The following is a 25,129-nucleotide window of genomic DNA, read 5'->3' on the forward strand; positions in this document are numbered from 1 at the left end:
TAACATCGCTACTGATAAGTCGTCACATCGCATCAACGGTGAAATTACCGCGCCGGAAGTGCGCTTGGTCGGAGTGGACAACGAGCCGCTCGGAATCGTGAAGCTGGCCGAAGCGTTCCGTCAATCGGAACAGCTCGACGTGGATCTCGTCGAAATCGCGCCGCAGGCGTCACCGCCTGTCTGCCGTTTGATGGACTACGGCAAGTTCAAGTATTCGGAAGCGAAGAAGCAACACGAAGCGAAGTTGAAGCAGAAGATCGTGCAGGTGAAGGAAGTCAAATTCCGCCCCGGCACGGACGACGGTGACTACAACGTCAAGCTGCGCAACCTTACGCGCTTCCTCGAAGACGGCGACAAGACGAAGATCACGTTGCGTTTCCGCGGCCGTGAAATGGCGCACCAGGAAATCGGCATGCGCATGCTCGAACGACTGAAGTCCGATCTGGACGAATTCGGTCAGGTCGAACAGATGCCGAAGATGGAAGGGCGCCAGATGATCATGGTGCTTGCCCCGAAGAAAAAGGGTAAGTAAGCACGAGCGGTAAGACGATGGATCGCGCGCCGTCGCAAGGCGGCTGGCGCGGCATTGTCGGAAGTTTCAGGGTGTTGCCGCTTTGGCGGCGGCGCTCATGAAAGGCGGCGGTTCTTCACTGAGCCGTTTGCACATAAGTGGAGCGTGGGTTTCGAAGGGCGGGAAGGGGTTCGCAGGCGGTTTCGGCGAATCAGCCGCACACCCATGACCATCTAATAAACTGGAGTTGTTTCATGCCGAAGATGAAGACCAAGAAGAGTGCTGCAAAGCGCTTCGTGGTGCGTCCGGGCGGTACCGTCAAGCGCGGTCAGGCCTTCAAGCGCCACATTCTTACCAAGAAAACCACCAAGAACAAACGCCATCTGCGTGGCTCCACGGCTGTTCATGATTCCGATCTGAACTCCGTCCGCGCAATGCTGCCGTTCGCCTAACCTCAACTTAAACTCATAGGAGCGCAACATGCCTCGAGTAAAACGTGGGGTTACCGCACGGGCCCGTCACAAGAAGATCATCCGTCTGGCCAAGGGTTACCGCGGCCGTCGCAATAACGTCTATCGCATCGCCAAGCAGGCGGTCATGCGCGCAGGGCAGTACGCCTACCGCGATCGCCGCAACAAGAAGCGTGTGTTCCGCGCACTGTGGATCACGCGTATCAACGCGGCGGTGCGTCAGCACGACATGACCTACAGCGTGTTCATCAACGGCCTGAAGAAGGCGTCGATCGAACTCGACCGCAAGGTTCTGGCTGACATGGCTGTGTTCGACAAGGCTGCTTTTGCTGCGATCGTGAAGCAGGTGAAAGCCGCCGTTGCAGCCTAATTGCGAAATTAGTACTGCGTGGTTCGCCTCTTCGCCGCCGGGTTGCTGACGGTGGCGGGAAGGCAGAAACGGGGCTCTCACCGAGCCCCGTTTTTGTTGGTCGGACGGTTTTGCACATCGCATGCGAGTCTGCAGGCGTGGATGAGCAAAACCGAACCTAAGATTGAATTTCGACGTTAAAAGATGGGATCAATGGATCTGGACCAGATTGTCGCCGACGCTAAAAGCGCCTTTGAACACGCCACCGATACCACCACGCTCGAAAACGAGAAGGCCCGGTTTCTCGGCAAGTCCGGTGCGCTCACCGAATTGCTGAAGGGTTTGGGCAAGCTCGATCCGGAAGCGAAGAAGAGCGAAGGCGCGCGTATCAATCAGGCGAAGCAGCAGGTCGAAGCCGCGCTCAACGCGCGCCGTCAGGCGCTCGCGGACGCGTTGCTGAACCAGCGTCTCGCGGCGGAAGCCATCGACGTTACGCTGCCGGGACGCGGCGCGGGCGCGGGCACGCTGCACCCGGTGATGCGCACGTGGGAGCGCGTGGAGCAGGTGTTCCGCACGATCGGCTTCGACGTCGCCGACGGTCCCGAGATCGAAACCGACTGGTACAACTTCACCGCGCTGAACAGCCCGGAGAACCATCCGGCGCGCTCGATGCAGGACACGTTCTACGTCGATGCCAAGGACGCCGATGGCCGGCCGCTCCTGCTCCGCACGCACACGAGCCCGATGCAGGTGCGCTACGCGCGCATGAACAAGCCGCCCATCAAGGTGATCGTGCCGGGCCGCACGTATCGGGTCGACAGCGACGCCACGCACTCGCCGATGTTCAACCAGGTCGAAGGCCTGTGGATCGAAGAGAACATCAGCTTCGCGGACCTGAAGGGCGTCTACAGCGACTTCCTGAAAAAGTTTTTCGAGCGCGACGACATTCTCGTGCGCTTCCGTCCGTCGTACTTTCCGTTCACGGAACCGTCCGCCGAAATCGACATGATGTTCGAGCATGGCAAGAACGCGGGCAAATGGCTGGAAATCTCCGGCTCGGGTCAGGTGCACCCGACCGTCATTCGCAACATGGGCCTCGATCCTGAGCGCTATATCGGTTTCGCGTTCGGCAGCGGGCTCGAACGCCTGACGATGCTGCGCTACGGCGTGCAGGATCTGCGTCTGTTCTTCGAGAACGATTTGCGTTTCCTGCGCCAGTTCGCGTAAAGCGGCGGCCTTGCCTGCGACGTTCGGCGCGCGAAGCGAGCAGCCGAACGAGACTCCAAACATTTCGAACGTAGACACACATGCAATTCCCAGAATCCTGGCTCCGCAGTTTCGTCGATCCCAAGCTCTCCACCGACGAACTCGCGCACGCGCTGACGATGGCCGGTCTCGAAGTCGAAGACCTGCGTCCGGTCGCGCCGCCGACCACGAAGATCGTCGTCGGGCAGGTGCTCGAAGTCGCCAAGCATCCGAACGCCGACAAGCTCAATGTCTGTCAGGTCGACGCCGGCACGGGCGAGCAGTTGAACATCGTGTGCGGCGCGCCGAATGTGTCGCCGGGCATCAAGGTGCCGGTGGCGCTCATCGGCGCAGTGCTGCCGCCGGCCGAGGCGGGCGGCGAGCCGTTCGCGATCAAGCCGACGAAGCTGCGCGGTGTCGATAGCCAGGGCATGTTGTGCTCGGCGCGGGAACTGAAGCTGTCGGAAGATCACAGCGGTCTGCTGATCCTGTCCGCCGATGCGAAGGTCGGTCAGGACATCCGCGAGGCGCTCAACCTCGACGACACGGTATTCGAGATCAAGCTCACGCCAAACAAGGCGGATTGTTTGTCCGTGTTCGGCGTCGCGCGCGAGACCGCCGCGATCACCGGCGCGCCGCTCAAGCAACTTGACATGCCCGCCGTCGAAACGAAGCTCGACGAAAAGCTGCCCGTGAAGATCATGGCGCCCGACCTGTGCGGCCGTTTTTCCGGCCGCGTGATCCGTGGCGTGAACGCGCACGCGAAGACGCCGCAATGGATGGTCGAGCGTCTCGAACGCGCGGGCCAGCGCAGCATTTCCGCGCTCGTCGATATCTCGAATTACGTGATGCTGGAACTCGGCCGCCCCTCGCACGTGTTCGATCTCGACAAGATCCACGGCGCGATGGAAGTGCGCTGGGGCAAGAAGGGCGAGTCGCTCAAGCTCCTGAACGGCAACACCATCGAGGTCGATGAAACCGTCGGCGTGATCGCGGACGATCATCATCTCGAAAGTTTGGCGGGCATCATGGGCGGCGACAGCACCGCCGTGTCGCTCGACACGACCAACATCTATCTCGAAGCCGCGTTCTGGTGGCCGGACTCGATTCGCGGCCGCGCGCGCAAGTACAACTTCTCGACCGACGCGGCGCATCGCTTCGAGCGCGGCGTCGATTACTCGACGACTGTCGAGCACATCGAACGCATCTCGCGCCTGATCCTCGACATCTGCGGCGGCGAAGCCGGTCCGGTCGACGATCAGATCGTCAATGTGCCCGAGCGCAATCCGGTATCGATGCGCGTGTCGCGCGCGCATCGCATCATCGGCGTGGAGATCGGCGCCGAGGAGATCGCGCAGATTTTCACGCGCCTGAACCTCGCGTTCGAGCGCGACGGCGACACCTTCAAGGTCACGCCGCCGCCGTACCGCTTCGATATCGAGATCGAGGAAGATCTGATCGAAGAGGTCGCGCGCATTTACGGCTTCGAGAAGATTCCGGCGCGTCCGCCGGTCGCGCGCAGCGAGATGCGCATCACGAACGAGACGAAGCGCTCGATCCACACGCTGCGCCATGAAGTGGCCGCGCGCGACTACTCGGAGACGGTGAACTTCAGTTTCGTCGATGCCGAGTGGGAGAAGGACTTCGCCGGCAACGACAACCCGATCAGGCTGCTCAACCCGATCGCGAGCCAGCTCTCGGTCATGCGCACGACGACGTTCGGCAGCCTGATCGAAGTGCTGCGCCATAACCTGAACCGTCGCGCGGACCGCATTCGCGTGTTCGAGGCGGGGCGCGTGTTCCATCGCGATGCATCGGTGAAGGCGGGCGAACTCGCGGTCGAAGGCTTTGCGCAACCGAAGATGATCGGCGGCCTCGCGTATGGTCCGGTGATCGAGGAGCAGTGGGGCGCGGCTTCGCGCAACGTCGACTTCTTCGATGTGAAGGGCGACGTGGAAGCGCTCTTCGCGCCGGTCGTGCCGCGCTTCGTGAAGGCGGAGCATCCGGCGCTGCATCCGGGACGCAGCGCGCGCATCGAAGTGGCGGGGCGCGCGGTCGGCTGGATCGGCGAACTGCATCCGCGCTGGCTGCAAAAGTACGACTTGCCGAACGCGCCGATTCTCTTCGAAATCGATGCCGACGCGCTGATGGATCGCGCGCTGCCGACGCCGTCCGAGGTGTCGAAATTTCCGCCCGTGCGGCGCGATATCGCGATTGTCGTGGATCAACACGTGCCGGTTCAGGCGCTCCTCGACGAGCTCGAAAACGCCCGCTCGGAGGCCGCTTGCAGACACGTCACAAGGGTTGCGCTTTTCGATGAATTTCGTCCAAAATCAAATACTTCCGGCGGCTTGGGAGCACATGAGAAAAGTCTTGCCTTCCGTGTAACGTTGCAAGATACTGGCGGCACGCTTCAGGACGAAACGGTCGATACGGCTATCAAAACGCTGGTGGATCGCCTGGCTCGAGTACACGGCGCGCGGTTACGCGGATAGCCTGCAGTTGGCCCTTTCCGTCTCAATCGCCAAGTCTTCAATGTGGCAAGCGCCGGTCTACCGATATGAACCAAATGAACTCGAGTGATTTCGAAGCCCTTCTTTCGGCGCAGCGTAGCGCCATGACCCGAGATACCCCGACCACGAGCGCGCCCGGCGACACGCCGACGCTCACCAAAGCCGAACTGGCCGAGATGCTGTTCGATCACGTCGGTCTGAACAAGCGCGAAGCCAAGGACATGGTCGAAGCCTTCTTCGAAGTCATTCGCGATGCGCTGGAGAGCGGCGAGAGCGTGAAGCTCTCCGGCTTCGGCAATTTCCAGTTGCGCGACAAGCCTCAGCGTCCGGGCCGCAACCCGAAGACGGGCGAGGCCATTCCTATCGCCGCGCGGCGGGTCGTCACGTTTCATGCAAGTCAGAAGCTGAAGGCGCTGGTCGAAACGGGAGCGGAGACCGATCTCACTCGCTGATGTCCCGGCGGCGCGTGGAGACTCGCGCCGCGCTGCATGACCACCGTGCTTCAATCGACATCACTTATAACGATGGTTGATCGACGATGGAAAAAGTCGTCTTGCCTCCGATCCCCGCCAAGCGTTACTTCACGATTGGCGAAGTCAGCGAGTTGTGCGGCGTCAAGCCTCACGTGCTGCGCTATTGGGAACAGGAGTTCACGCAACTGAGACCGGTCAAGCGGCGGGGTAATCGACGCTACTATCAGCATCACGAAGTCTTGCTGATCCGGCGCATCCGCGACCTGCTGTACGAACAGGGATTCACGATCAACGGTGCGCGCAACCGGCTCGATTCACAAGGCCGCGCGAACAGCGACGACGCCGAAACGGACGACACCCAGACGTCGGCGCAAGCGCAATCGGGCGTCGATGTCGATCAGCTTCGCAAGGATATTCTTCAGGTGATCGATCTTCTGGGTGGATGAGCGCCGCCGTGATCCGCATCCAAAATGCCGCGATTCGTCGCGGCATTTTTTTCGTCTGCACGACGCGCGCTGCACGCCGCCGGCGACGGCAGTAGCATGGTTGCTTGCTGTTTCCTCTTCGCCGCGCCGGGCGTGGCCGCCGCGGCTTCATCACATCGATTCAGGAGGGCTTATGCGAGTGTTGCTCGTTGGCGCAACTGGGATGTTGGGCACGGAGATCAAACGGATTCTCGAGCCCGCGCACGAAGTGATCACCGCGAGCCGCAAGGGCTCGGACGTAGCCGTCGATTTGTCGGACAAGGCGAGCATCGTCGCGATGTATGAGAAGGTCGGGAAGGTCGGCGCTGTCGTGTGTGTCGGCGGCGCTGCGAAGTTCGCGCCGCTCGATGCGCTCGCCGATGACGACTATGCCTTCAGCCTCGCGAACAAGCTCATGGGGCAGGTGAATCTCGTGCGCTGCGCGATCGGTCATGTCGATGAAGGCGGTTCCGTCACGCTGACGAGCGGCACGCTCGCTCAGGACCCGATGGTCGGCAGCGCGGCAGTGAGCCTCGTGAACGCGGGCGTCGAAGGATTCATGCGCGCGGCCGCGCTCGAGTTGCAGGGCAAGTTGCGCGTGAACGTCGTGAGTCCGGGCTGGGTCTCGGAAACGTTGGCGTCGATGGGAAAGGATGGATCGCAAGGCATCGCGGCCGCTGATGTGGCGAAGGTCTACAAGTGCGCCGTCGACGAGAGCATGACCGGGCAGACGCTGCCCGCGGCTAAGACTTGATGCCCGCGCGAAAGCGACGCTTCGGGCCGGTGGCCGTTTCCGAGCGCGAGACCGGCATCTTCACGTTGATCGACCAATACACGATGCTTGGCCCGACGCCCCACGGCGGATAGATGCGCCAGTCGTCGGTGCCGTGATGGAAGAAGTAGAGCGCGAAGCATCGGCCCGGCGTGGTCGCACTGACGCACACGTAGCGACTGCCGCCGGGATAGATGCGTCCGAAGCGCGTGACGCGCGCGCGGCTCGACGGATCGAACCAGCGGGCGACTTCCGCGTGCAACGCGGAGCAGGTTCGACCAGATCGGATACGCCGCTGTTGGGCGGTCGCTAAGACGGACAAAGGCATGGCGCGCCGTTCCTTATATATCACCTTAAGACTAAGGCTTAAATCACTGACATACAAGTGTTTTTTCGGCTTTTACGTCTGAGTAAATGACGCTGGGCGTCTCTATTTCAGCGGGCCTCGGCCATCACGAGCAACGTCAGATGCTCATGCCCATCATGGCGGTCGCGTTGGTCAGGGTTTCCTCTTCGGCGCGAACTCTGAGCATGGCGTCTGCCAGGCGATAGCAGAGTTGCGCGCGCTGTTCGAGGAGCGCGGGTGACGCGTCGGTGGGAAGGGTGTTGCCGGCCATTGCACCGGCAAGCGCCTGCCCCGCGAAGTAGTCTCGCAACGACATGCCGTAGTTGCTGTTGCCGGGAAAAGCGCGCGGGTTGTTGAGCTTGTTATATGCCATTGTTCGTGCTCGTCTTCATCGATACGACGGCCTCTGATCGGCCAAAGAAAAAAGGCTCTCCGGCGAAAGCCGGAGAGCCTTTGATTTCTGGTCGGGGCGAGAGGATTTGAACCTCCGACCACCTGCACCCCATGCAGGTACGCTACCAGGCTGCGCTACGCCCCGAAAGAGCAAAAGTATATCAGAGCGAAACGAATAGTAGAACTGCTCCGAACAATTTCGCTGTTGCACTCACCAAATTCACTCGCTTGCGCGTCAGAGCGTCAACTCGGATTGCGTATAAGGCGAGGTTTGAATCTGCACCGCGGCTTCGCGCTCCGTCTCGCTCCGACCGTGGCCATGCGCGAACGCAAAGCGCTGACGCCGACGAAACCTCAATGCCATCAGCAGCGATATCGCGCACGGAACGAGATACGTGACGATCCGCTCGCTCCACGCGATCCTCGATCCGAGGCTGTCGTATTTGGTGTGCTCATGGAAGCCCGCGGATGCAAACACCATCGTCAGCGTGAAATCCAGCAGCATCGCCACTACACACAGAGCCAGGAAGAGCAGTGCGCCGTTCCATTTCAGCGCGCCGAGGCTCGCGTTCACGGCGCGGCAGATGAAGAGCGCCAGGCCAAGCAAGGTCAGACTGAAGGTCAGGGGAAGCCAAGGGAAATCCATATCGCGCGTGCCTCGCTTTCGGGTAACAGGGACGATCCCGGCGGCGCAAGATGTTATTTCCTGTCGCGTCTCTGGCGCCGATCCGGAAGCGGGCGCGATATTCACACGCGAGGTTGATCGATAAAATAAGAGTAATCCTAATTAGATTGGCCGATCGGCCAACGACTCCGACAGGAAGTCGATGAAGGTCCGTACCTTCGTCGTCATGTATTTTCGGCTCGTGTACACCGCGTACACCGACGGTGCGAACGCCGTATAGCTCGGCAGCACGCGCACGAGCGAGCCCGACGCCAGCTCGGGTTCGACGATCCACGCCGGAAAATACGCGAGCCCGAGTCCGGCGCGCACGAGTTGCAATGCCATCGACGTATCGTTGGTCTTGAGCACGGCCTGATTCTTCACGGTGAACGCGCCGTCCGGCCCTGTCAGCGTCACGGAGTCGACGTTCGTGTACGTCGGCAACACGAAACGATGACGCGCGACATCGTCCGGATGGCGCAGCTTGCCGTGCTGTTCAAGATAGGCGCGCGAGCCCGCGAGCACGAAGGGCATCTTGCACAGCGGCCGCACGATCAGCGAGGGCGACGGCTCGGATGTCGCGCGGATCGCCATGTCGTAACCTTCCTCGACCAGATCGACGAAACGGTTCTCCAGCCGCAAATCGACGAGCACGCTCGGATAGCGCGCCTGATACGCGACGAGCAAATCGGCGAATGTGCGATTGGCGAACCAGCCCGGCGCGGTGACCTTGAGCACGCCTTGCGGCTGCGCGGTCTGCACGCCGACTGCGGCTTCCGCGGCCTGCAGGATGTCGAGCGCCTCGCTGCACTGCTCGTAATAGACGTTGCCGGCTTCCGTGAGGCTCAGATGGCGCGTCGTGCGGTTCAGGAGGCGCACGCCCAATTGACGTTCCAGATTGGCGACGTGCTTGCTCGTCATGGCGGTGGAGATGTCGAGCCGTTCCGCGGCTTTCACGAAACTTCCCGCATCGACGACTTCGCGAAATACGCGCAGGCTGGTCAAAGCATCCATCGATCATTTCCTGTGCGGAAACAAAACGCCAATATTAGCCGGATTTATCGACCGGCGGTGTCTGCCTAAACTTGAGGCAATCCACCTTCATAGGAGTATTCCGATGTCTACGACTCAAGTTCGCTCAGCCTCGCCCAGCGTGCCCGCGCTGGCGAGCCACGCGCACGCGCTATTGCGCATCGTCGCTTCGTATCTGTTGCTGACGCACGCGAGCGCCAAGCTCTTCCACGTTCCGCATATCGCGATGTTCGACGGCCTGCCGCTCTTCTCCCTGCTCGGCGCGGCGGGCGTCATCGAACTGGTCGGCGGCGTGCTCGTGCTGATCGGTTTTTTCACGCGCGCGGCGGCCTTTGTGCTGTCGGGCGAACTGGCGTTCGCTTATTTCATCGGACATGCGCCGAGTGGACATTTCCTTCTGCCGCTCCTGAATCAGGGCGAGCCGGCCGTGCTGCTGTCGTTCATCTTTCTGTTCATCGCGGCGGCTGGAGCGGGCGCGTGGAGCATCGACAATCGACGTTGAAGCCTGGCGTTGAAGCTTACTTGGGCCACTCGTCGAGTTCGTCATTGAACAGCGACGCGACGATCCGGCGCAGCCACATCGTGCGCGCGTCGTTGTGAAACTTGCGATGCCAGTGCTGCTTCAGATCGAAGCGCGGCAGCGCGAGCGGCGGCTCGGCGAGCGTGATCGACGCATGCTCGGCGACATACGCGAAGCCGATCGCATGCGGCACCGTCGCGATCAGATCGGTGCGCGACAGGATGAACGGCAGGCTCATGAAGTGCGGCGTCTCGAGCACGGCGCGGCGCCGCACGCGTTCCCTGTCGAGAAAATTCTCCAGGATCTCCTGGCTGCGGCCTTCGGCGCGCACGACCGCGTGGCCGGATTGCATGAAGCGCTCGAGCGTAAGCGGCTCGCTCGCGAACGGATGATCTCGCCGCATCAGACAGATGAAGCGATGCGAGAAAAGCCGCTGCTGAAAGAAGTTGTTGCCGCGCAGGTCCGGAAAATAGCCGACCGCGAGATCGATGTCGCCCGTTTCGAGCCCGCGCTCGACATCGCCGTGCGACACCGACACGGAGCGCAGATTCGCATTCGGCGCTTCCTTCGCGAACGCCTGCAGGAGCCTCGGCAGAAAGACGATTTCGCCGACATCGGACAGCGCGATCGAGAACGTGTCCGTGCTTGCCGACGCATCGAAGTGCTGCCGGTCGAGCAGGCCGCGCTCGATGCACGCCAGCGCCTCGCGCGCCGCGGGCACGAGCGCGATGGTGCGCGGCGTCGGTTCCATGCCGCGCGAAGTGCGCACGAAGAGCGGATCGTTGAAGTGCTCGCGCAGGCGCGCGAGCGCCGTCGATACACGCGGCTGGCTCACGCCGAGCCGTTCGGCCGCGCGGCTCACGTTGCGCGTCTCCTCGATGGCGACGAGGTACGGAATCAGATTCAGATCGAGGTCGTTCATGGCGTGATGCTCCGCCAGCGATGTTGGCGCGCGGCATTCTCCACGTCAACGCGCGCCATCAGCCGCGCCGCGCGACCATGTCCGACACGCGCTGCGCCGCTTCCTGCAACGGCTCCAGAAACGCCTTCACCATCTGCTTCGCGTTCTTGCGCTGGGCGTTCCCGCTGATGTTCAGCGCCGCGATCACGCGTCCCTGCCGGTCGCGGATCGGCGCGGACATCGAAATCAGTCCTTCCTCCAGTTCCTGATCGACGATCGCCCAGCCCTGGCGGCGCACGACGGCGATCGCTTCCTTCAACGCATCGCGCTCGACGATCGTGCGCGGCGTGCGCGCGACGAGCGAGCTCGCATCGAGCACTTCGTCGAGACGAGCATCGTCGAGCGCGGCGAGCAGCACACGGCCCATCGACGTGCAGAATGCGGGCAGGCGGCTGCCGATCGACAGATTCTGCGTGATGATCTTGTGCGTCGGCACGCGCAGCACATAGACGATTTCCGCGCCGTTCAGCACCGCCGCCGAGCAGCTTTCGTGAACCTGCTCGACGAGGTCTTCCATCACCGGCTCGGCGAGATTCCAGAAGGGCATCGAAGTCAGGTACGCGAACCCGAGATCGAGGATTTTCGGCGTGAGTTGAAAGAGACGCCCGTCGGCCTCGACGTAGCCGAGCGCCTGCAGCGTCAGAAGAATGCGGCGCGCGCCCGCACGCGTGAGGCCGGTCGCGGCGGCGACATCGGTCAGCGTCTGGGCCGAGCGGTTCGCATCGAACGACCGGATCACCGCGAGCCCGCGCGCGAAAGACTGGACGTATGCGTCACCGGGGCGCGCTTGGGCGTCTTGCGGCTCGGCATCCGGAATGAGCGTGGCTGAATTCTTCATAAGGCTCGTCAGGAAAGAGGCGGACGGTCGGCGACTCCGTGAAAACCCGAGGTTTGCAGATGCTTCGTTGACACGACAACGAACGCAGGACTAACATGCCGATGTTCGCTAAACGAATCCATGTTCGCATAACGAACATTTCGAAGCAAGTCTGATTACCAACTGGTAAACCCGAATTCGGGAAGCGCGATCGCGGATCGGCAGTCCCGAAACAGGAGAAGGAACGGCACATGATCAACAAGATTTTCGATTCGCTCGCCTCGGCCGTGACCGACGTCCACGACGGCGCGACCATCATGATCGGCGGTTTCGGCACGGCGGGCATGCCGTCCGAGCTGATCGACGCGCTCATCGAGCAGGGCGCGCGCGAGCTCACGATCGTCAACAACAACGCCGGCAACGGCGACACGGGCCTGGCCGCGCTGCTCAAGGCCAAGCGCGTGCGCAAGATCATCTGCTCGTTCCCGCGTCAGACGGATTCATATGTATTCGACGCGCTCTACCGCGCGGGCGAAATCGAACTGGAACTCGTGCCGCAGGGCAATCTGGCCGAGCGCATCCGTGCGGCGGGCGCGGGCATCGGCGGCTTTTTCACGCCGACCGGCTACGGCACGAAGCTCGCGGAAGGCAAGGAAACGCGCGTGATCGACGGCAAGCACTATGTGCTCGAAGCGCCGCTGCACGCGGATTTCGCGCTCGTGAAGGCATTCAAGGGCGACCGCTGGGGCAATCTGGTCTATCGTAAAACTGCGCGCAACTTCGGCCCGATCATGGCGAGCGCCGCGAAAACGGCGATCGCGCAGGTGTCGAAGGTCGTCGCGCTCGGCGAGCTGGACCCCGAAAACATCGTGACGCCGGGCATCTTCGTGCAGCGCGTCGTGGAAGTGCCGCAAGCCGTGCATCAAGCCGAACTCGCAGCTTAAGGACGAAAAGCCATGAAGAAACTCACCCGTGACGAAATGGCCAAGCGCGTGGCCGCGGATATTCCCGAAGGCGCCTACGTGAATCTGGGCATCGGCGTGCCGACGCTCGTCGCCAATCACCTCGCGGCGGATCGCGAAATCTTCCTGCACAGCGAAAACGGCCTGCTCGGCATGGGCCCGGCGCCCGCTGCGGGCTCGGAAGACGACGAGCTCATCAATGCCGGCAAGCAGCACGTGACGTTGCTCACGGGCGGTGCGTATTTCCATCACGCGGACTCCTTCGCGATGATGCGCGGCGGCCATCTCGACTTCTGCGTGCTCGGCGCGTTCCAGGTGTCGGCGACGGGCGATCTCGCGAACTGGCACACCGGCGCGCCCGACGCGATTCCGGCCGTCGGCGGCGCGATGGATCTGGCGATCGGCGCAAAGCAGGTCTATGTGATGATGGAACTGCTCACGAAGCAGGGCGAAAGCAAGCTGGTTGCGGAGTGTTCGTACCCGGTGACGGGCGTGCAGTGCGTGGACCGCGTGTACACCGACCTTGCCGTGTTCGACGTGACGCCGGAAGGCTTCGTCGTGCGCGAGATCGTGGAAGGCCTGTCGTTCGAAGAATTGCAGAAGCTGGCCAAGGTGCCGCTTCAATACGCGCCCCTGACCGAAGCCGTCTGAGCCTGAGAGACACAAGAGAACTGGAGCATTTGATGAAAGAAGCTTTCGTATGTGATGCCATCCGCACGCCGATCGGCCGTTACGGCGGTTCGCTGTCCTCCGTGCGCGCCGACGATCTGGGCGCCGTGCCGCTGCGCGCGCTCGTCGAGCGCAACAAGGAAGTGGACTGGGAAGCCGTCGAGGAAGTGATCTACGGCTGCGCGAATCAGGCGGGCGAAGACAATCGCAACGTCGCGCGCATGTCGGCGCTGCTCGCGGGCTTGCCGATCAGCACGCCGGGCACGACCGTGAACCGCCTGTGCGGTTCGGGCATGGACGCGATCGGCGTCGCGGCCCGCGCGATCAAGGCGGGCGAGACGAGCCTGATGATCGCGGGCGGCGTCGAAAGCATGAGCCGCGCGCCGTTCGTGATGGGCAAGGCGACGAGCGCGTTCTCGCGTTCCGCCGAGATCCACGATACGACCATCGGCTGGCGCTTCATCAATCCGCTGATGAAGAAGCAGTACGGCGTCGATTCGATGCCCGAAACCGCCGAGAATGTCGCGGACGACTACAAGATCAGCCGCGCCGATCAGGACGCGTTCGCCTTGCGCTCGCAGCAAAAAGCAGCGCGCGCGCAGAAAGACGGCACGTTGGCGCAGGAAATCGTCGCGGTGACGATTCCGCAAAAAAAGGGCGATGCGCTCATCGTCGATAAGGACGAGCATCCGCGTGAAACGAGCCTCGAAGCGCTCGCGAAGCTGAAGGGCGTCGTGCGTCCGGACGGCAGCGTGACCGCCGGCAACGCGTCGGGCGTGAACGACGGCGCGGTCGCGATGCTGATCGCCGACGAAGAAAGCGCGAAGCGCCACGGCCTCACGCCGCGCGCGCGCATTCTCGGCCTCGCCACCGCCGGCGTGCCGCCGCGCGTGATGGGCATCGGACCGGGTCCGGCATCGCAGAAGCTGCTCGCGCGTCTTGGCATGACCATCGACCAGATGGATGTGATCGAACTGAACGAAGCATTCGCGTCGCAAGGGCTGGCGACGCTGCGCATGCTCGGCGTCGCCGACGACGATCCCCGCGTGAACCCGAACGGCGGCGCGATCGCGCTGGGCCATCCGCTCGGCGCATCGGGTGCGCGTCTCGTCACCACGGCGAGCTATCAGCTTCATCGCACCGGCGGCCGCTTCGCGCTGTGCACGATGTGCATCGGCGTGGGCCAGGGCATCGCGATGATCATCGAGCGCGTCTGACCCGATGTTCGCATCCACGGGACGTCTCACCGATCTCGTTTGCGGCAACGCCGCCGCGAACGAAATCTGGTCGCCGCGTGCGACCGTGCAGGCGATGCTCGACGTCGAAGCAGCGCTCGCGCGCGCTTCGGCGCTGCATGGCGTGATTCCTTCGGGCGCGGTCGAGGCGATCGTCGCCGCATGCAACGCGGACAACATCGACGCAAACGCGTTGATGATCGGCGCGCAAGCGGGCGGCAATCTCGCGATTCCGCTCGTCAAGCAACTGACGGCCGTCGTGAAGGCGACCGATGCCGAAGCCGCGAAGTACGTGCACTGGGGCGCGACGAGTCAGGACATCATCGATACGGGCGTCGTGCTCCAATTGCGCGCGGCGCTCGATCTGCTCGACGCCGATTTGCTCGCACTTTCCGATGCGCTCGTCACGCAGGCTCAAGCGCACAAAAGCACGCCGATGATCGGCCGCACGTGGCTTCAGCAGGCGCTGCCGATCACGCTGGGCCTGAAGTTCGCGCAATGGCTCGATGCGGTGACGCGCCATCGTGAGCGTCTTGGCGAGTTGCGGGGACGCGCGCTGGTGCTGCAATTCGGCGGCGCGGCGGGCACGCTCGCGAGTCTGCGCGACAAGGCGCTGCCGGTTGCGGCGTCGCTCGCCGAAGATCTGAAGCTGACGCTGCCCGCGCTGCCGTGGCACACGCAGCGCGACCGCATCGCTGAGAGCGCGTCGTTCTTCGGCATGTTGACGGGCACGCTCGGCAAAATCGCGCGCGACATCTCGCTCATGATGCAGACCGAAGTCGGCGAAGTCGCGGAACCCGCTGCGGCAGGCAAGGGCGGTTCATCGACGATGCCGCACAAGCGCAATCCCGTCGGCTGCGCCGCGGTGCTCACCGCCGCGACGCGCGCGCCGAATCTCGTCGCGACGATCTTCGCGGGCATGGTTCAGGAACACGAACGCGCACTGGGCGGATGGCAGGCCGAATGGGAAGCGCTGCCCGATCTCGCACGTCTCACGGCAGGCGCGCTCGCGAACATCGTGGGCATCGTTCCGTCGATGGAAGTCAACGTCGAACGTCTCGCGCACAATCTCGATGTGACGAACGGCCTCGTGCTCGGCGAAGCGGTGATGCTCGCGCTCGGCGACGCCATCGGCAGGCTCGATGCGCACAAGCTCGTCGAAGGCGCATCGAAGGCGTCGGTCGCGAAGGGCACGTCGCTCTTCGACGAACTCACCGCGAACGAAACCGTCACGCGCCATCTGTCGCAAGATCAACTGAAGCAATTGCTCGATCCGGCGAACTACGTCGGTCAGGCGCAGGCGTTCGTCGCCGCCGCCATTGCGAGCGCCAACTCGAAAAAACAGGAGCAGTAAAAACATGCCTCTTGCCGAAGTGAACGGAACGCGGATTCACTATCGCATCGATGTCACGGCGGGCGACAACGCGCCGTGGCTCGTGCTGTCGAATTCGCTCGGCGCCGATGTCTCGATGTGGACGCCGAACATCGAAGCCTTCGCGAAGCATTACCGCGTGGTGCGTTACGACACGCGCGGCCACGGCCATTCCGATGTGCCGCCTGGGCCGTACACGATCGATCAACTGATCGGCGACGTGATCGGCCTGATGGATCATCTGAAGATCGAGCGCGCGAATTATTGCGGCCTGTCGATGGGCGGGCTGACCGGCATCGGACTTGCCGCGCGTCATCCGGAGCGCTTCTCGCGCGTCGTGCTGTCGAACACCGCCGCGCTGATCGGCTCGGACGCCGTGTGGACGCCGCGCGCCGCGAAAGCGCGCGAGCCGGGCGGCATGCCCGCGCTGACCGACGCCGTGATCGCGCGCTGGTTCACCGCGCCGTTCATCGAGCGCGAGCAACTCGAACTCGCGAATATCCGCGACGTGTTTCGCCACACCTCGGGCGACGGTTACGCGTCGAACTGCGAGGCGATCCGCGACGCCGACCTGCGCGACGAAGCCAAAACGATCACGCTGCCGGTGCTCGTGATCGCGGGCACGCACGATCTGTCGACGACGGCGGAGCAGGGCCGCGAACTCGCGGGTTACATCGGCGGATCGCGTTACCTCGAACTGGACGCGGCGCATTTGTCGAACATCGAAAAGCGCGACGACTACACGCGCGCCGTCCTCGACTTCATCGGAGAACAACAATGACCGACGACGAACGCTACGAAGCCGGGATGAAGGTGCGCCGCGCGGTGCTGTCCGATGCGCACGTGGACCGGTCGCTCACGAATCGCACGGAACTGACGACGGAATTCCAGAACTTCATCACGCGCTACGCATGGGGCGAGATCTGGACGCGCGAGGGCCTGCCGCGTCACACGCGCAGCCTTCTCACGATTGCGATGATGGTCGCGCTGAACCGCAGCGAGGAACTCGCGCTGCACTTGCGCGCGGCGAAGAACAACGGCGTGACGCAGGACGAGATCAAGGAAGTGCTGTTGCAGACGGCGGTCTACTGCGGCGTGCCGGCGGCGAATTCGGCGTTCCATCTCGCGCAGAAAATCTTCGACGAGGAAAGCCAGGCGTAGTCACGCAACACGTCCGACACGTTCGACAAAAAGCCGTCTCTGGGCAACCGGAGACGGCTTTTCGTTTCCGGACTCAGAACGCGTAGTACGGTCCCGGTCCCGCGGGCGTCGCGCGTCCTTCGAGCGCTGTGAACACGCGGCGTCCGTAGAAGAACGGCAAGCCCCAGTCGAAGAAGCCGCTCGCCGTGCCGGCGAGATTATCGAAGGCGAAGTTGCCCGTACTGAACAACGCCGTCGATTGCGCGACCGTGAAGCTCACCGCGCTTTGCGCTCCGCTCGACGAGCGGATCGTCGCCGCGATCGTCTGCGGTGAGGACGGGCAGTACCACACGCCGCATCGGGCAAGCGTCGTCGAAGGGAAGAAGACGCCGTTCGATCCACTGTCGATGAAGCTCGATCCGTACTGGCTGCCGCCGAAATCCGTCGTGACATAGCCGGACACCGAACTCGATTCGAGGACCGTCGCCGAGCCGAGCAGATTGTTCGACTGCGAGCCGATGCCGAAAGTCATCGTCCCGGTCACGGTGGCCGCGCCGCTGTCCGGTACGTCGGGAAGCTCGATCAGCACGCCGTTGTTGTCGGTGGCGAAGTTGGCGACCGGATTGGTCACCTGCTGCGCGACCGCGAGCGTGCTCGCGACGCAATTGCCCGAGATGCAGTTGTAGTACCAGCGCGGCAACGCGGACACCGCGCATCCGGCGCCGCAATCGGCGGTGAAGGGCCCGACACCGAGAATTCCGTTGCCGCGCAAGGACGACGCGGTGAGCATCGGCAGGCCGGACTGGCTGCAGTCCTGCGGGACGCCGGAGGCGGCGCCGTCGGCGATCAACTGGACGGATGTGGAGCGCGCGACCTGGCCGGCGAGCCGGACATCGGCCGCGCGCACCGCGCCCCACGTATAGCCGGAACCGAACACCGCGCATTCCGCGACGAGCGCGCTTTGATTGCCGCCCGCGACGAGCGGCAACGCGATCGACGGGTTGAGCGCCGATGCGAGCACGCGCAGGCCATGCGAGCCGGTATCGACCTGAATGTTATCGATGGTCTGACAGGTGTTCGTGCCGGGCACGCAGATCGTCACGCTGGTTTGCAGCATGTTGCGCGTGTTGGTGGGCGTGCTGGTGACGCGGATCGTCTGGACGTTGGGCGTCGTCGATTGCGGCACGGTCGTGTTCGCGGACGAAGGCGGCGGGGCGCTTGCGGGCGCGGCGGCGCTGGCTACGTTCGGAGCGCTCGCCGTCGCTGGCGCGCTCGCCTGCTGGGGCGGCGCAGCGGAACTGCCGTCCGGGCCGCCGCCACCACCGCCGCAGCCGTGAAGCAGGACGAAGAGCGCGAGCATGGGCATCGAGAGAAGGGCGCGAGTGTTCATCGTCGGCTCCTCACTGGATGTCAGTCGACGTCACGCCCGGCGGCAGGCCGCTCGCGAGCCACGCGCGTCCGCTGAATTCGCGCAGCCGCACCCGGTTTTCGACGACGAGATCGCCTTGCTCGACGCGCGTCGCATGCAGCCCGGCATCGCCCGCCGACGCATTCGCGCCTTGCCTGAACGTCTCGAAGTACGCGCCGAGCAGCGAGCGGATATCCGGCATGGCCGGGCCGCGCCAGGAAACCGCGTACACCGCGCCGGTCGAATCGACATAATTACGCAAGACGATGCCTTGCGCGTCGATGGTTTCGCGATATTGCACGAGTCCACCCTGCGCCTTCTGCACGACATCGCCGTCCGACGCCCCGGCGGCGCGTCCGGTCGCGCCAAGTTGCGCGAAGGCGGGCCCGGTCGCGCTGCTCACGACGATCGTCAGTCCCGCGATCACGTAGTGAGGAATTCTGAGTTTTCTCATTTGTTTTCTCTCCGTTAATTAGGACTCTTCTTATTTTTGGATGAGATTTTAGAGATAAGCTCGACGAGCCGATACGGGGCGACAGGCACAAGCAAACGGATCTAGTTTGCGGGTCGAACGGATGAAATTTCATATGAATCAGGGTGTTGCAGATAGCGGCAGGTGGAATTGCCGCTTTTTACGATTGTCATAAATTGTCAATTCGATGTGGACCGACTTAAATACAAGATGAGAGCGCGCTATTTAGCTGCTTTCGATCAGCATTCTGCGATGACTAGCAACGTTTGAAATGTGCGCGCTCGAAACACTCGCCCGAGGCCGCCCGGTCCTCTTTTTTTCACGGCGCGGCGTCGGACCGGTAAAATGCTGGGTTGATCCACGGAAGAACGCCCGTGGCGTAGCGGAAGGACTTCTCCAAATGACAGATTTTCGTGTAACCAAGCGCATGACTGCGCTTTTCGCGGTGGCCGGAATCGTGGCGGGATGTGGCACGTCCAATCCCAACGCATTCAACTACAAGAGCGATCAGCGTTCGAAACAGGTGTCTCTCGCCGTTCCGCCGAATCTGCTCGACGAAGCGGCCGACCAGCGCTCGCTGCCGCCGCAGGGCGGTCAGACGTCGCTGTCCGAGCTCCAGCAAGTCCAGAAAGTCGCACCGAACGCGCCCACGGTGGTTCCGCCGGTGTCGGGCATGCACGTGCAACGCGACGGCACCGAGCGCTGGCTCGTCGTCGATGGCAAGACGCCCGATCAGGTGTGGCCGCAGGTCCGCCGCTTCTGGCAGGAGCAGGGCTTCCTGCTCGTCGTCGATCAGCGCGACAAGGGCGTGATGGAAACGGACTGGAACGAAACCCATCCGCAGATTTCGGACGGCCTGATCCGCGACACGCTCTCCAAGGCAACCGGCAACTCGTATGTCACGGCCGAGCGCAACAAATACCGCACGCGCCTCGAAACGGCGCCGAGCGGCGGCACCTACGTGTTCATCAGTCAGAAGGGCATGCGCGAGGCGCTGACCGGCGTGAACAACGATTCGAGCCAGTGGCAGGCGCGCCCGAACGATCCGGCGCTCGAAAACGAATATCTGAAGCGTCTGATGTCCTCGCTCGCGCAGGCCGATCAACGGGCGGCTTCGGGCGGCGCGACGCCGCTCGACACGCTGGCGCCGGCCGGTGCAGCCGGCGCAGCGGGCGCCGCGAAGGGCGGCGATTCGAAGGCCGCGTCGGTTGCGGCGCAGAACGTCACGAATGCGGGCAACTCGCCGATCCGCAACGAAGTCGTGCCCGAAGCCACGTCGTCGCAACTGACGTTGCCGGAAGCGTATGACCGCGCGTGGCTGCGCGTGGGCATCGCGCTCGATCGCGCCAACTTCACAGTGGACGACCGCGACCGCAGCAAGGGCGTCTACTTCGTGCGCTATGTCGATCCGACGGACAAGACATCGGCGGAGCAGGGCTTCTGGAGCCAGGTGTTCCACGGCCGCAAGGAAATGAAGGCGAAGCAATATCAGGTCAACGTGCGCGCCGTCACCGAGCAGCAGACGCGTGTGGCGATCGTCGACGACAAGGGGAATCTCGATTCATCCCCGCAGGCGCGCCAGATCATGGCGTTGCTCGCCGACCAGATCAGCTGAGCTTTTCCAGGCTCGATCCCACGGAAAACCGCCTCGTTCACGAGGCGGTTTTTTTATGGCCTGCGCCGCCGCCCCATCCGCGCAAACGATTTATTCAGCATGCATAGAAATGCGAGCGTCGAGTAATAATTGCGCAGACAATTCTTTCTATCGGGAAATGTGCGCAAAAGCTTATAGAAATGAACGTGTGGACAGTACATTGCATCAATGGCGTAATTCACCCGCCCGAAGCCCTTCGAAAGCGCGCTCATCAGGCGCGTCGCACCGTACAAACAGACGATTGGTTCGCTACGCGCGAGCCCCGATGGCCCCGTCGCCTATCCTCGTAGGGCGACGGTTTTTGCCCGCGTTTCGCTTGGAACGCGGGCTTTTTCTTTTGACATGCGCATCGGGTGTTTTCGGCGATGTCCGTCTCGCGCGGTTATGCTCCTGATTTCATCGTTTCAACGAAAACAGGAGAACACTCATGTCGGAAGTTGCCGTCGTCGCTATTTTCGTCGCCAAGCCGGGCAAGGAAGAGGAACTGAGGCAGGTGCTCGAAGCCAACGTCGAGCCGACGCGCAAGGAACCGGGCGCGCTGCAATACGATTTGCACCGCGACATCAAGGAGCCGCGGCGCTTCATCTTCGTCGAACGCTGGGAGAGCGAAGCCGCGCTCGCGAAGCACGGCGAATCGGCGCATATTCAGGCGTTTCGCGCCAAAGCGCCGGATCTGTACGAGCACGGCGAGGTCCGTGTCGCGAGCAAGATCCTCTGACGGCGAAGACCGTCTTCAGTGCGTTTCGTGCGGCACGTCGAGGATGAGGAGGATGGTCCAGTCGGCGTCGCCGTCGTGATGATACTGGCGCTCCGCGACGATGAACGGCTGCTGCTTGCCGCTCGGCCCGAGGAAGAGCACGTCGCCTTCCATCGGCAGACATTCGACCGGCGGCAGCGCCAGATACGAGTCCTTGTTCACGTTGCGCGGCATCAGTTTTTCGATCTTGCGCGATGCCGCTTCGGTCCATTCGATATCGAGCTGGATATTGCTCATGCTGTCGTTCGCACGGTGAGTGCGCTCCACGGTTGAATCGTTGAAAAGACGATGCGCAATGTAGCACACGCCGTGCTCGATCCATGAGGCGCGCCAAACGGAAAAACGGCCCTGGGGCCGTTTTTCCTTTATGCGTCAGAGCACGCGAAACGCTCAGATTTCCTCGTACAGCGGCAGCGTCAGAAACTCGGTGAATTGCGCCGATGTCGACATCTCCTCGAAGATTTTCGCGGCGCGCTCGTAAGGCTTCGTGTCCGCGCCCGATGCGCCGACGGCCTGCTTCACCTTCTCCAGTTCGTCGATGGTGATGTCGCGCACCATCGCGGCCGTGACCTTGCGGCCGTCGTCGAGCTTGCCCTTCGGCGAGCGGATCCATTGCCACACCTGCGAGCGCGAAATCTCGGCGGTTGCGGCGTCTTCCATCAGGTTGTGGATCGGCACGCAGCCATTGCCCGCGAGCCACGAACCGAGATAGTGGACGCCGACGTTCACGTTGTTGCGCAGGCCCGCTTCGGTGATCGGCTCTTCCGGACGGAAATCGAGCAGATCGTGCGCGGTGACCTGCACGTCGGTGCGCTGCTTTTCGATCTGATTCGGCTTGTCGCCGAGCACCTTGACGAACTCTTCCATCGCCACCGGCACGAGTCCCGGATGCGCGACCCAGCCGCCGTCGTAGCCGTCGGTCGCGTCGCGCGCCTTGTCGGAGCGCACGCCGCCCATCGCCTTGTCGTTCGCCGCCGGATCGTTCTTGATCGGAATCAGCGCGGACATGCCGCCGATCGCCGGCGCGTTGCGCTTGTGGCAGGTCTTCAGCAGTTCGAGCGCGTAGGCACGCATGAACGGCGAGGTCATCGTGATCTTCGCGCGATCGGCGAGGCAGAAGTTCGTGTCGTTCTTGAACTTCTTGATCGCCGAGAAGATGTAATCCCAGCGGCCCGCATTCAGTCCGGAGCTATGCTCGCGCAGCTCGTACAGGATCTCGTCCATTTCGAAAGCCGCGAGAATCGTTTCGACGAGCACCGTCGCGCGAATCGTGCCGCGCGCAATGCCGACGCCTTCCTGCGCCGCGACGAAGATGTCGTTCCACAGGCGCGCTTCGAGATGGCTTTCCATCTTCGGCAGATAGAAGTAGGGGCCGCTGCCGCGCGCGATCAGCTCCTTCGCGTTGTGGAAGAGGAAGAGCGCGAAATCGAAGATGCCGCCCGACACGCGCTGACCGTCGACGCTCACGTGCTTTTCATCGAGATGCCAGCCGCGCGGACGCACGATCAGCGTCGCGATCGTATCGTTGAGCTTGTACGACTTGCCGTTCTGCTCCAGCGAGATCGTGCGGCGCACGGCTTCCTTCAGGTTCATCTGGCCGACGATCTGGTTGTCCCAGCTCGGCGCGTTCGAATCCTCGAAGTCGGTCATGTACGAATCCGCGCCGGAGTTGAGCGCGTTGATGATCATCTTGCGCTCGACCGGGCCCGTGATCTCGACGCGCCGGCGTTGCAGATCCTTCGGCAGCGGCGCGACTTTCCAGTCGCCTTCACGGATCGATTTCGTCTCTGCGAGGAAGCCGGGGCGCTCGCCCGCGTCGAGACGTTTGGTGCGTTCGACGCGCGCCGCGAGCAGTTGCTGGCGGCGCGGCTCGAACTGGCGATGCAGCGAGGCGACGAACGCCAGCGCCTCGGGCGTCAGGATGGTCTCGTAGCCGGGCTTGATGTCGGCTGAGATTGCCATGCCTTTCGGAAGCGAAAGCGGATTCGATGGATGCGTCATGGTTTTCTCCTTGGTCGGTCAGACGGTTTTGCTAGTGGTTGTGCTTGAAGCAATAAAAGGGCAGCCGGCGGCTAGGTGCCTGTCGGCCGGCGCGCGCTGCCTGTTTTGCGGCTTTTCGATGCGGTCGCCGTGCGCGCAGCGCCGCTTTCGATGAAAGCGATGAGTTCGGCCATGCCGCGGCCGCTGCCGTGCGGCGTGACGCCGAGTTCCTCGAAGGGCAGCGCGGCGCGATTGATCCAGAAGGTCGTGTAGCCGAACCATGTCGCACCGGCGACATTCCAGCCGTTGCTCGACGCGAACACGATGTCGCGCGCGGCGGCGCCGAAGGCGCGCGTGCCGAGTTCGTATGCGGCGGCGGCGGGCTTGTAGGCGCGCGCCGAATCGGCCGACAAGACGTGATCGAAAAGCCCGCTCATGCCGGCGCTTTTCACCGCGACGTCGAGCATCGGCGGATTGCCGTTCGAGAGAATCGCAAGCGGCATCGCGAGGCCGTCGCGCAACGATCTGAGCGCGGGCACGGTGTCGGGAAACGCGGACAGGCACGCGTACTCGTCCATCAAACGCTTCTCGGCCGCGCTCGTGAGCGCGTCGGCGAGTTTCAGACGCGCGGCGGCGTGGCGCAGCGCATCGATCGTGATCTTCCAGAACGGCTCGTAATGCGCGCCCGCCGGATCGGCGAGCGTGCGCAGTTGCGTGTATTCGATCTGCTTGCGTCGCCAGAGCTTCGAGAGCGCGTCGCCCTGGCCGGGAAAAAGCTGCTCGGCGGCCGCGACGACCGAATGGACGTCGAAGAGCGTGCCGTAAGCGTCGAAGATGACTGCTCGGGGAAGCATGGAAGATTCGAAGGACGATGCGGGTGTCGTTATGGCCGACATAGCCGTGCGCTCCGTTTAGAGGTCGGAATCGATTGTATTCGTGATCAGAGTGATGGAAAAAGCACCGCAGCATCACTTGATCTTTTACTTTTACTTATCTAATCTGAGCGTGCGGCCCCTTATTGACGACGAACACGCATGGATCGATTCAAGCAGATTGAGACCTTCGCCTCCGTTGCCGCGAAGGGCAGCCTCTCGGCGGCGGCGCAGGCGGAGGGCATCGCGCCGGCTGTCATCGGGCGCAGGCTCGACGCGCTCGAAGAGCGGCTCGGCGTAAAGCTGCTCGTGCGCACCACGCGCAGGATCACGCTCACCTTCGAAGGCTCCGCGTTTCTCGAGGACTGCCAGCGCATCATCAACGACATGCAGAACGCGGAGGCGAGCGTCTCGGCGGGCGGCGTGAAGGCGAGCGGACATTTGCGCGTATCGGCGCCGGCGGGCTTCGGGCGGCGTCACGTCGCGTCGCTCGTACCGAAGTTCACGACGCTGCACCCTGATGTGTCCGTCAGCCTCGATCTGACCGACCGCATGGTCGATCTCGTCAACGAAGGCTTCGACTGCGCGGTGCGTCTGGGCGAACTGCCGGATTCGTCGCTCGTGTCGCTGAAGCTCGGGGAGAACCGGCGCGTGTGCGTCGCATCGCCCGACTATCTCGCGAAGCGCGGCGAGCCCGCCGATCTCGCCGCGCTCGCGCATCACAACTGCCTCGCGCTCGGTGCTTCGGCGAATCAGCAGCGTGGCTGGGTATTCGAGCAGGACGGCAAGGTCGTGACGATCAAGGTTTCCGGCACGATGGAGTGCTCGGACGGCGCGGTGCTGCACGAGTGGTGTCTCGAAGGCCGCGGCCTCGCGTGGCGCTCGTGGTGGGAAGTGGGCGAGGACATCGGCGCGGGGCGTCTCATGAGCGTGCTCGATGCGTTCGCCGCGCCGCCGATCGGCATTCATGCGGTATTTCCGCAGAGAAGGCACTTGCCGTTGCGTGTGCGATTGTTTCTCGATCTGCTCAAACATACGTATAACGCGACGGGGTATTGGGGGTGAGTCCCTGGAGAAA

29 protein-coding genes and 1 tRNA gene are annotated in these 25,129 nt (G+C 63.0%); 18 read left to right on the forward strand and 12 right to left on the reverse strand.

The window, feature by feature from the left end; genetic code table 11:
* Window positions 1–4 precede the first annotated feature (4 nt).
* From infC to QCE73_RS05680, 8 genes are all read left to right on the forward strand, one after another.
* Window positions 5–532 carry a translation initiation factor IF-3 gene (infC, locus tag QCE73_RS05645; protein WP_075583873.1) on the forward strand — a complete coding sequence of 176 codons (528 nt, stop codon included), beginning with the start codon at window positions 5–7 and terminating at the stop codon, window positions 530–532.
* Between the two features lie 233 nt (window positions 533–765).
* Window positions 766–963: a 50S ribosomal protein L35 gene (rpmI, locus tag QCE73_RS05650; protein WP_006052501.1), complete on the forward strand. Its 198-nt coding sequence runs from the start codon at window positions 766–768 to the stop codon at window positions 961–963.
* Window positions 964–991: 28 nt separating this feature from the next.
* On the forward strand, window positions 992–1,351 hold the full coding sequence (gene rplT / locus QCE73_RS05655; RefSeq protein ID WP_008350196.1) for a 50S ribosomal protein L20: 360 nt from the start codon (window positions 992–994) through the stop codon (window positions 1,349–1,351).
* A 192-nt stretch (window positions 1,352–1,543) separates the two neighbouring features.
* Window positions 1,544–2,557: a phenylalanine--tRNA ligase subunit alpha gene (gene pheS, locus QCE73_RS05660; RefSeq protein ID WP_035503438.1), complete on the forward strand. Its 1,014-nt coding sequence runs from the start codon at window positions 1,544–1,546 to the stop codon at window positions 2,555–2,557.
* An 80-nt stretch (window positions 2,558–2,637) separates the two neighbouring features.
* A complete protein-coding gene (gene pheT, locus QCE73_RS05665) occupies window positions 2,638–5,070 on the forward strand; it encodes a phenylalanine--tRNA ligase subunit beta (protein WP_309880158.1) in 2,433 nt (810 codons plus the stop codon).
* 65 nt (window positions 5,071–5,135) lie between these two features.
* Complete coding sequence (locus QCE73_RS05670; protein ID WP_035503442.1) at window positions 5,136–5,540, forward strand: integration host factor subunit alpha; 405 nt, start codon at window positions 5,136–5,138, stop codon at window positions 5,538–5,540.
* An 86-nt stretch (window positions 5,541–5,626) separates the two neighbouring features.
* Window positions 5,627–6,007: a MerR family transcriptional regulator gene (locus tag QCE73_RS05675; protein ID WP_035503444.1), complete on the forward strand. Its 381-nt coding sequence runs from the start codon at window positions 5,627–5,629 to the stop codon at window positions 6,005–6,007.
* 172 nt (window positions 6,008–6,179) lie between these two features.
* Entirely contained in the window at window positions 6,180–6,779 is a 600-nt protein-coding gene (locus tag QCE73_RS05680; RefSeq protein WP_309880161.1) for a short chain dehydrogenase, read from the forward strand.
* Here QCE73_RS05680 and QCE73_RS05685 read toward each other — a convergent pair.
* From QCE73_RS05685 to QCE73_RS05705, 5 genes are all read right to left on the reverse strand, one after another.
* On the reverse strand, window positions 6,769–7,059 hold the full coding sequence (locus tag QCE73_RS05685) for a hypothetical protein (RefSeq protein ID WP_309880162.1): 291 nt from the start codon (window positions 7,057–7,059) through the stop codon (window positions 6,769–6,771). The genes QCE73_RS05680 and QCE73_RS05685 overlap by 11 nt on opposite strands.
* 202 nt (window positions 7,060–7,261) lie before the next feature.
* Entirely contained in the window at window positions 7,262–7,516 is a 255-nt protein-coding gene (locus tag QCE73_RS05690) for a hypothetical protein (RefSeq protein WP_309880163.1), read from the reverse strand.
* An 88-nt stretch (window positions 7,517–7,604) separates the two neighbouring features.
* Window positions 7,605–7,681 (reverse strand) — tRNA-Pro (locus tag QCE73_RS05695).
* 90 nt (window positions 7,682–7,771) lie between these two features.
* Window positions 7,772–8,182: a hypothetical protein gene (locus tag QCE73_RS05700; protein WP_309880164.1), complete on the reverse strand. Its 411-nt coding sequence runs from the start codon at window positions 8,180–8,182 to the stop codon at window positions 7,772–7,774.
* Window positions 8,183–8,323: 141 nt separating this feature from the next.
* On the reverse strand, window positions 8,324–9,214 hold the full coding sequence (locus QCE73_RS05705; protein WP_035503454.1) for a LysR family transcriptional regulator: 891 nt from the start codon (window positions 9,212–9,214) through the stop codon (window positions 8,324–8,326).
* Between the two features lie 103 nt (window positions 9,215–9,317).
* Between QCE73_RS05705 and QCE73_RS05710 the strand changes: the two genes are divergently transcribed.
* Entirely contained in the window at window positions 9,318–9,734 is a 417-nt protein-coding gene (locus QCE73_RS05710; RefSeq protein WP_309880165.1) for a DoxX family protein, read from the forward strand.
* 16 nt (window positions 9,735–9,750) lie between these two features.
* Here QCE73_RS05710 and QCE73_RS05715 read toward each other — a convergent pair whose 3' ends face one another.
* Together QCE73_RS05715 and QCE73_RS05720 are read right to left on the reverse strand one after the other, a co-directional pair.
* Window positions 9,751–10,674 (reverse strand): LysR family transcriptional regulator, encoded by a 924-nt coding sequence (locus QCE73_RS05715; RefSeq protein WP_035503457.1) that lies wholly within the window; start codon window positions 10,672–10,674, stop codon window positions 9,751–9,753.
* A 58-nt stretch (window positions 10,675–10,732) separates the two neighbouring features.
* Window positions 10,733–11,551, reverse strand: coding sequence for an IclR family transcriptional regulator (locus QCE73_RS05720; RefSeq protein ID WP_309880167.1), 819 nt, complete (start codon window positions 11,549–11,551; stop codon window positions 10,733–10,735).
* A 230-nt stretch (window positions 11,552–11,781) separates the two neighbouring features.
* On the opposite strand from QCE73_RS05720, the gene QCE73_RS05725 reads away from it, so the two are divergent.
* Genes QCE73_RS05725 through pcaC form a run of 6 tightly spaced genes read left to right on the forward strand, consistent with a single transcriptional unit; the run spans window position 11,782 to window position 16,929 of the window.
* Window positions 11,782–12,474 carry a 3-oxoacid CoA-transferase subunit A gene (locus QCE73_RS05725; RefSeq protein WP_035503462.1) on the forward strand — a complete coding sequence of 231 codons (693 nt, stop codon included), beginning with the start codon at window positions 11,782–11,784 and terminating at the stop codon, window positions 12,472–12,474.
* A gap of 12 nt (window positions 12,475–12,486) precedes the next feature.
* Window positions 12,487–13,143: a 3-oxoacid CoA-transferase subunit B gene (locus QCE73_RS05730; protein ID WP_309880168.1), complete on the forward strand. Its 657-nt coding sequence runs from the start codon at window positions 12,487–12,489 to the stop codon at window positions 13,141–13,143.
* A gap of 32 nt (window positions 13,144–13,175) precedes the next feature.
* Window positions 13,176–14,378: a 3-oxoadipyl-CoA thiolase gene (gene pcaF / locus QCE73_RS05735; RefSeq protein WP_309880169.1), complete on the forward strand. Its 1,203-nt coding sequence runs from the start codon at window positions 13,176–13,178 to the stop codon at window positions 14,376–14,378.
* A 4-nt stretch (window positions 14,379–14,382) separates the two neighbouring features.
* Entirely contained in the window at window positions 14,383–15,750 is a 1,368-nt protein-coding gene (locus QCE73_RS05740; protein ID WP_309880170.1) for a 3-carboxy-cis,cis-muconate cycloisomerase, read from the forward strand.
* Window positions 15,751–15,754: 4 nt separating this feature from the next.
* Entirely contained in the window at window positions 15,755–16,549 is a 795-nt protein-coding gene (pcaD, locus tag QCE73_RS05745) for a 3-oxoadipate enol-lactonase (protein WP_309880172.1), read from the forward strand.
* Complete coding sequence (gene pcaC, locus QCE73_RS05750; protein WP_309880174.1) at window positions 16,546–16,929, forward strand: 4-carboxymuconolactone decarboxylase; 384 nt, start codon at window positions 16,546–16,548, stop codon at window positions 16,927–16,929. The genes pcaD and pcaC overlap by 4 nt, the downstream gene beginning before the upstream one ends.
* A 73-nt stretch (window positions 16,930–17,002) precedes the next feature.
* On the opposite strand, the gene QCE73_RS05755 is transcribed toward pcaC, so the two are convergent.
* Window positions 17,003–18,298, reverse strand: a complete 1,296-nt coding sequence (locus tag QCE73_RS05755) for a DUF3443 domain-containing protein (RefSeq protein ID WP_309880175.1) — start codon at window positions 18,296–18,298, stop codon at window positions 17,003–17,005.
* Window positions 18,299–18,308: 10 nt separating this feature from the next.
* Window positions 18,309–18,770 (reverse strand): DUF2844 domain-containing protein, encoded by a 462-nt coding sequence (locus tag QCE73_RS05760; RefSeq protein ID WP_309880177.1) that lies wholly within the window; start codon window positions 18,768–18,770, stop codon window positions 18,309–18,311.
* A gap of 418 nt (window positions 18,771–19,188) precedes the next feature.
* On the opposite strand from QCE73_RS05760, the gene bamC reads away from it, so the two are divergent.
* Together bamC and QCE73_RS05770 are read left to right on the forward strand one after the other, a co-directional pair.
* Window positions 19,189–20,403: an outer membrane protein assembly factor BamC gene (bamC, locus tag QCE73_RS05765; protein WP_309880179.1), complete on the forward strand. Its 1,215-nt coding sequence runs from the start codon at window positions 19,189–19,191 to the stop codon at window positions 20,401–20,403.
* A 466-nt stretch (window positions 20,404–20,869) separates the two neighbouring features.
* Complete coding sequence (locus QCE73_RS05770) at window positions 20,870–21,160, forward strand: putative quinol monooxygenase (protein ID WP_309880181.1); 291 nt, start codon at window positions 20,870–20,872, stop codon at window positions 21,158–21,160.
* Window positions 21,161–21,175: 15 nt separating this feature from the next.
* On the opposite strand, the gene QCE73_RS05775 is transcribed toward QCE73_RS05770, so the two are convergent.
* The 3 genes from QCE73_RS05775 to QCE73_RS05785 all read right to left on the reverse strand — a co-directional run bounded on the left by QCE73_RS05775 (window position 21,176) and on the right by QCE73_RS05785 (window position 24,033).
* Window positions 21,176–21,436 carry a DNA-binding protein gene (locus tag QCE73_RS05775; protein ID WP_309880183.1) on the reverse strand — a complete coding sequence of 87 codons (261 nt, stop codon included), beginning with the start codon at window positions 21,434–21,436 and terminating at the stop codon, window positions 21,176–21,178.
* A gap of 153 nt (window positions 21,437–21,589) precedes the next feature.
* Window positions 21,590–23,200 (reverse strand): malate synthase A, encoded by a 1,611-nt coding sequence (gene aceB / locus QCE73_RS05780; protein WP_035503482.1) that lies wholly within the window; start codon window positions 23,198–23,200, stop codon window positions 21,590–21,592.
* Window positions 23,201–23,271: 71 nt separating this feature from the next.
* Window positions 23,272–24,033, reverse strand: coding sequence for a haloacid dehalogenase type II (locus tag QCE73_RS05785; RefSeq protein WP_309880185.1), 762 nt, complete (start codon window positions 24,031–24,033; stop codon window positions 23,272–23,274).
* 180 nt (window positions 24,034–24,213) lie between these two features.
* On the opposite strand from QCE73_RS05785, the gene QCE73_RS05790 reads away from it, so the two are divergent.
* Window positions 24,214–25,116, forward strand: a complete 903-nt coding sequence (locus tag QCE73_RS05790) for a LysR family transcriptional regulator (protein WP_035503487.1) — start codon at window positions 24,214–24,216, stop codon at window positions 25,114–25,116.
* Window positions 25,117–25,129: the final 13 nt, after the last annotated feature.

Origin of the sequence: Caballeronia sp. LZ029 (assembly GCF_031451275.1) — a bacterium.
In the GTDB taxonomy this organism is placed as follows: Bacteria; Pseudomonadota; Gammaproteobacteria; order Burkholderiales; family Burkholderiaceae; genus Caballeronia; species Caballeronia jiangsuensis.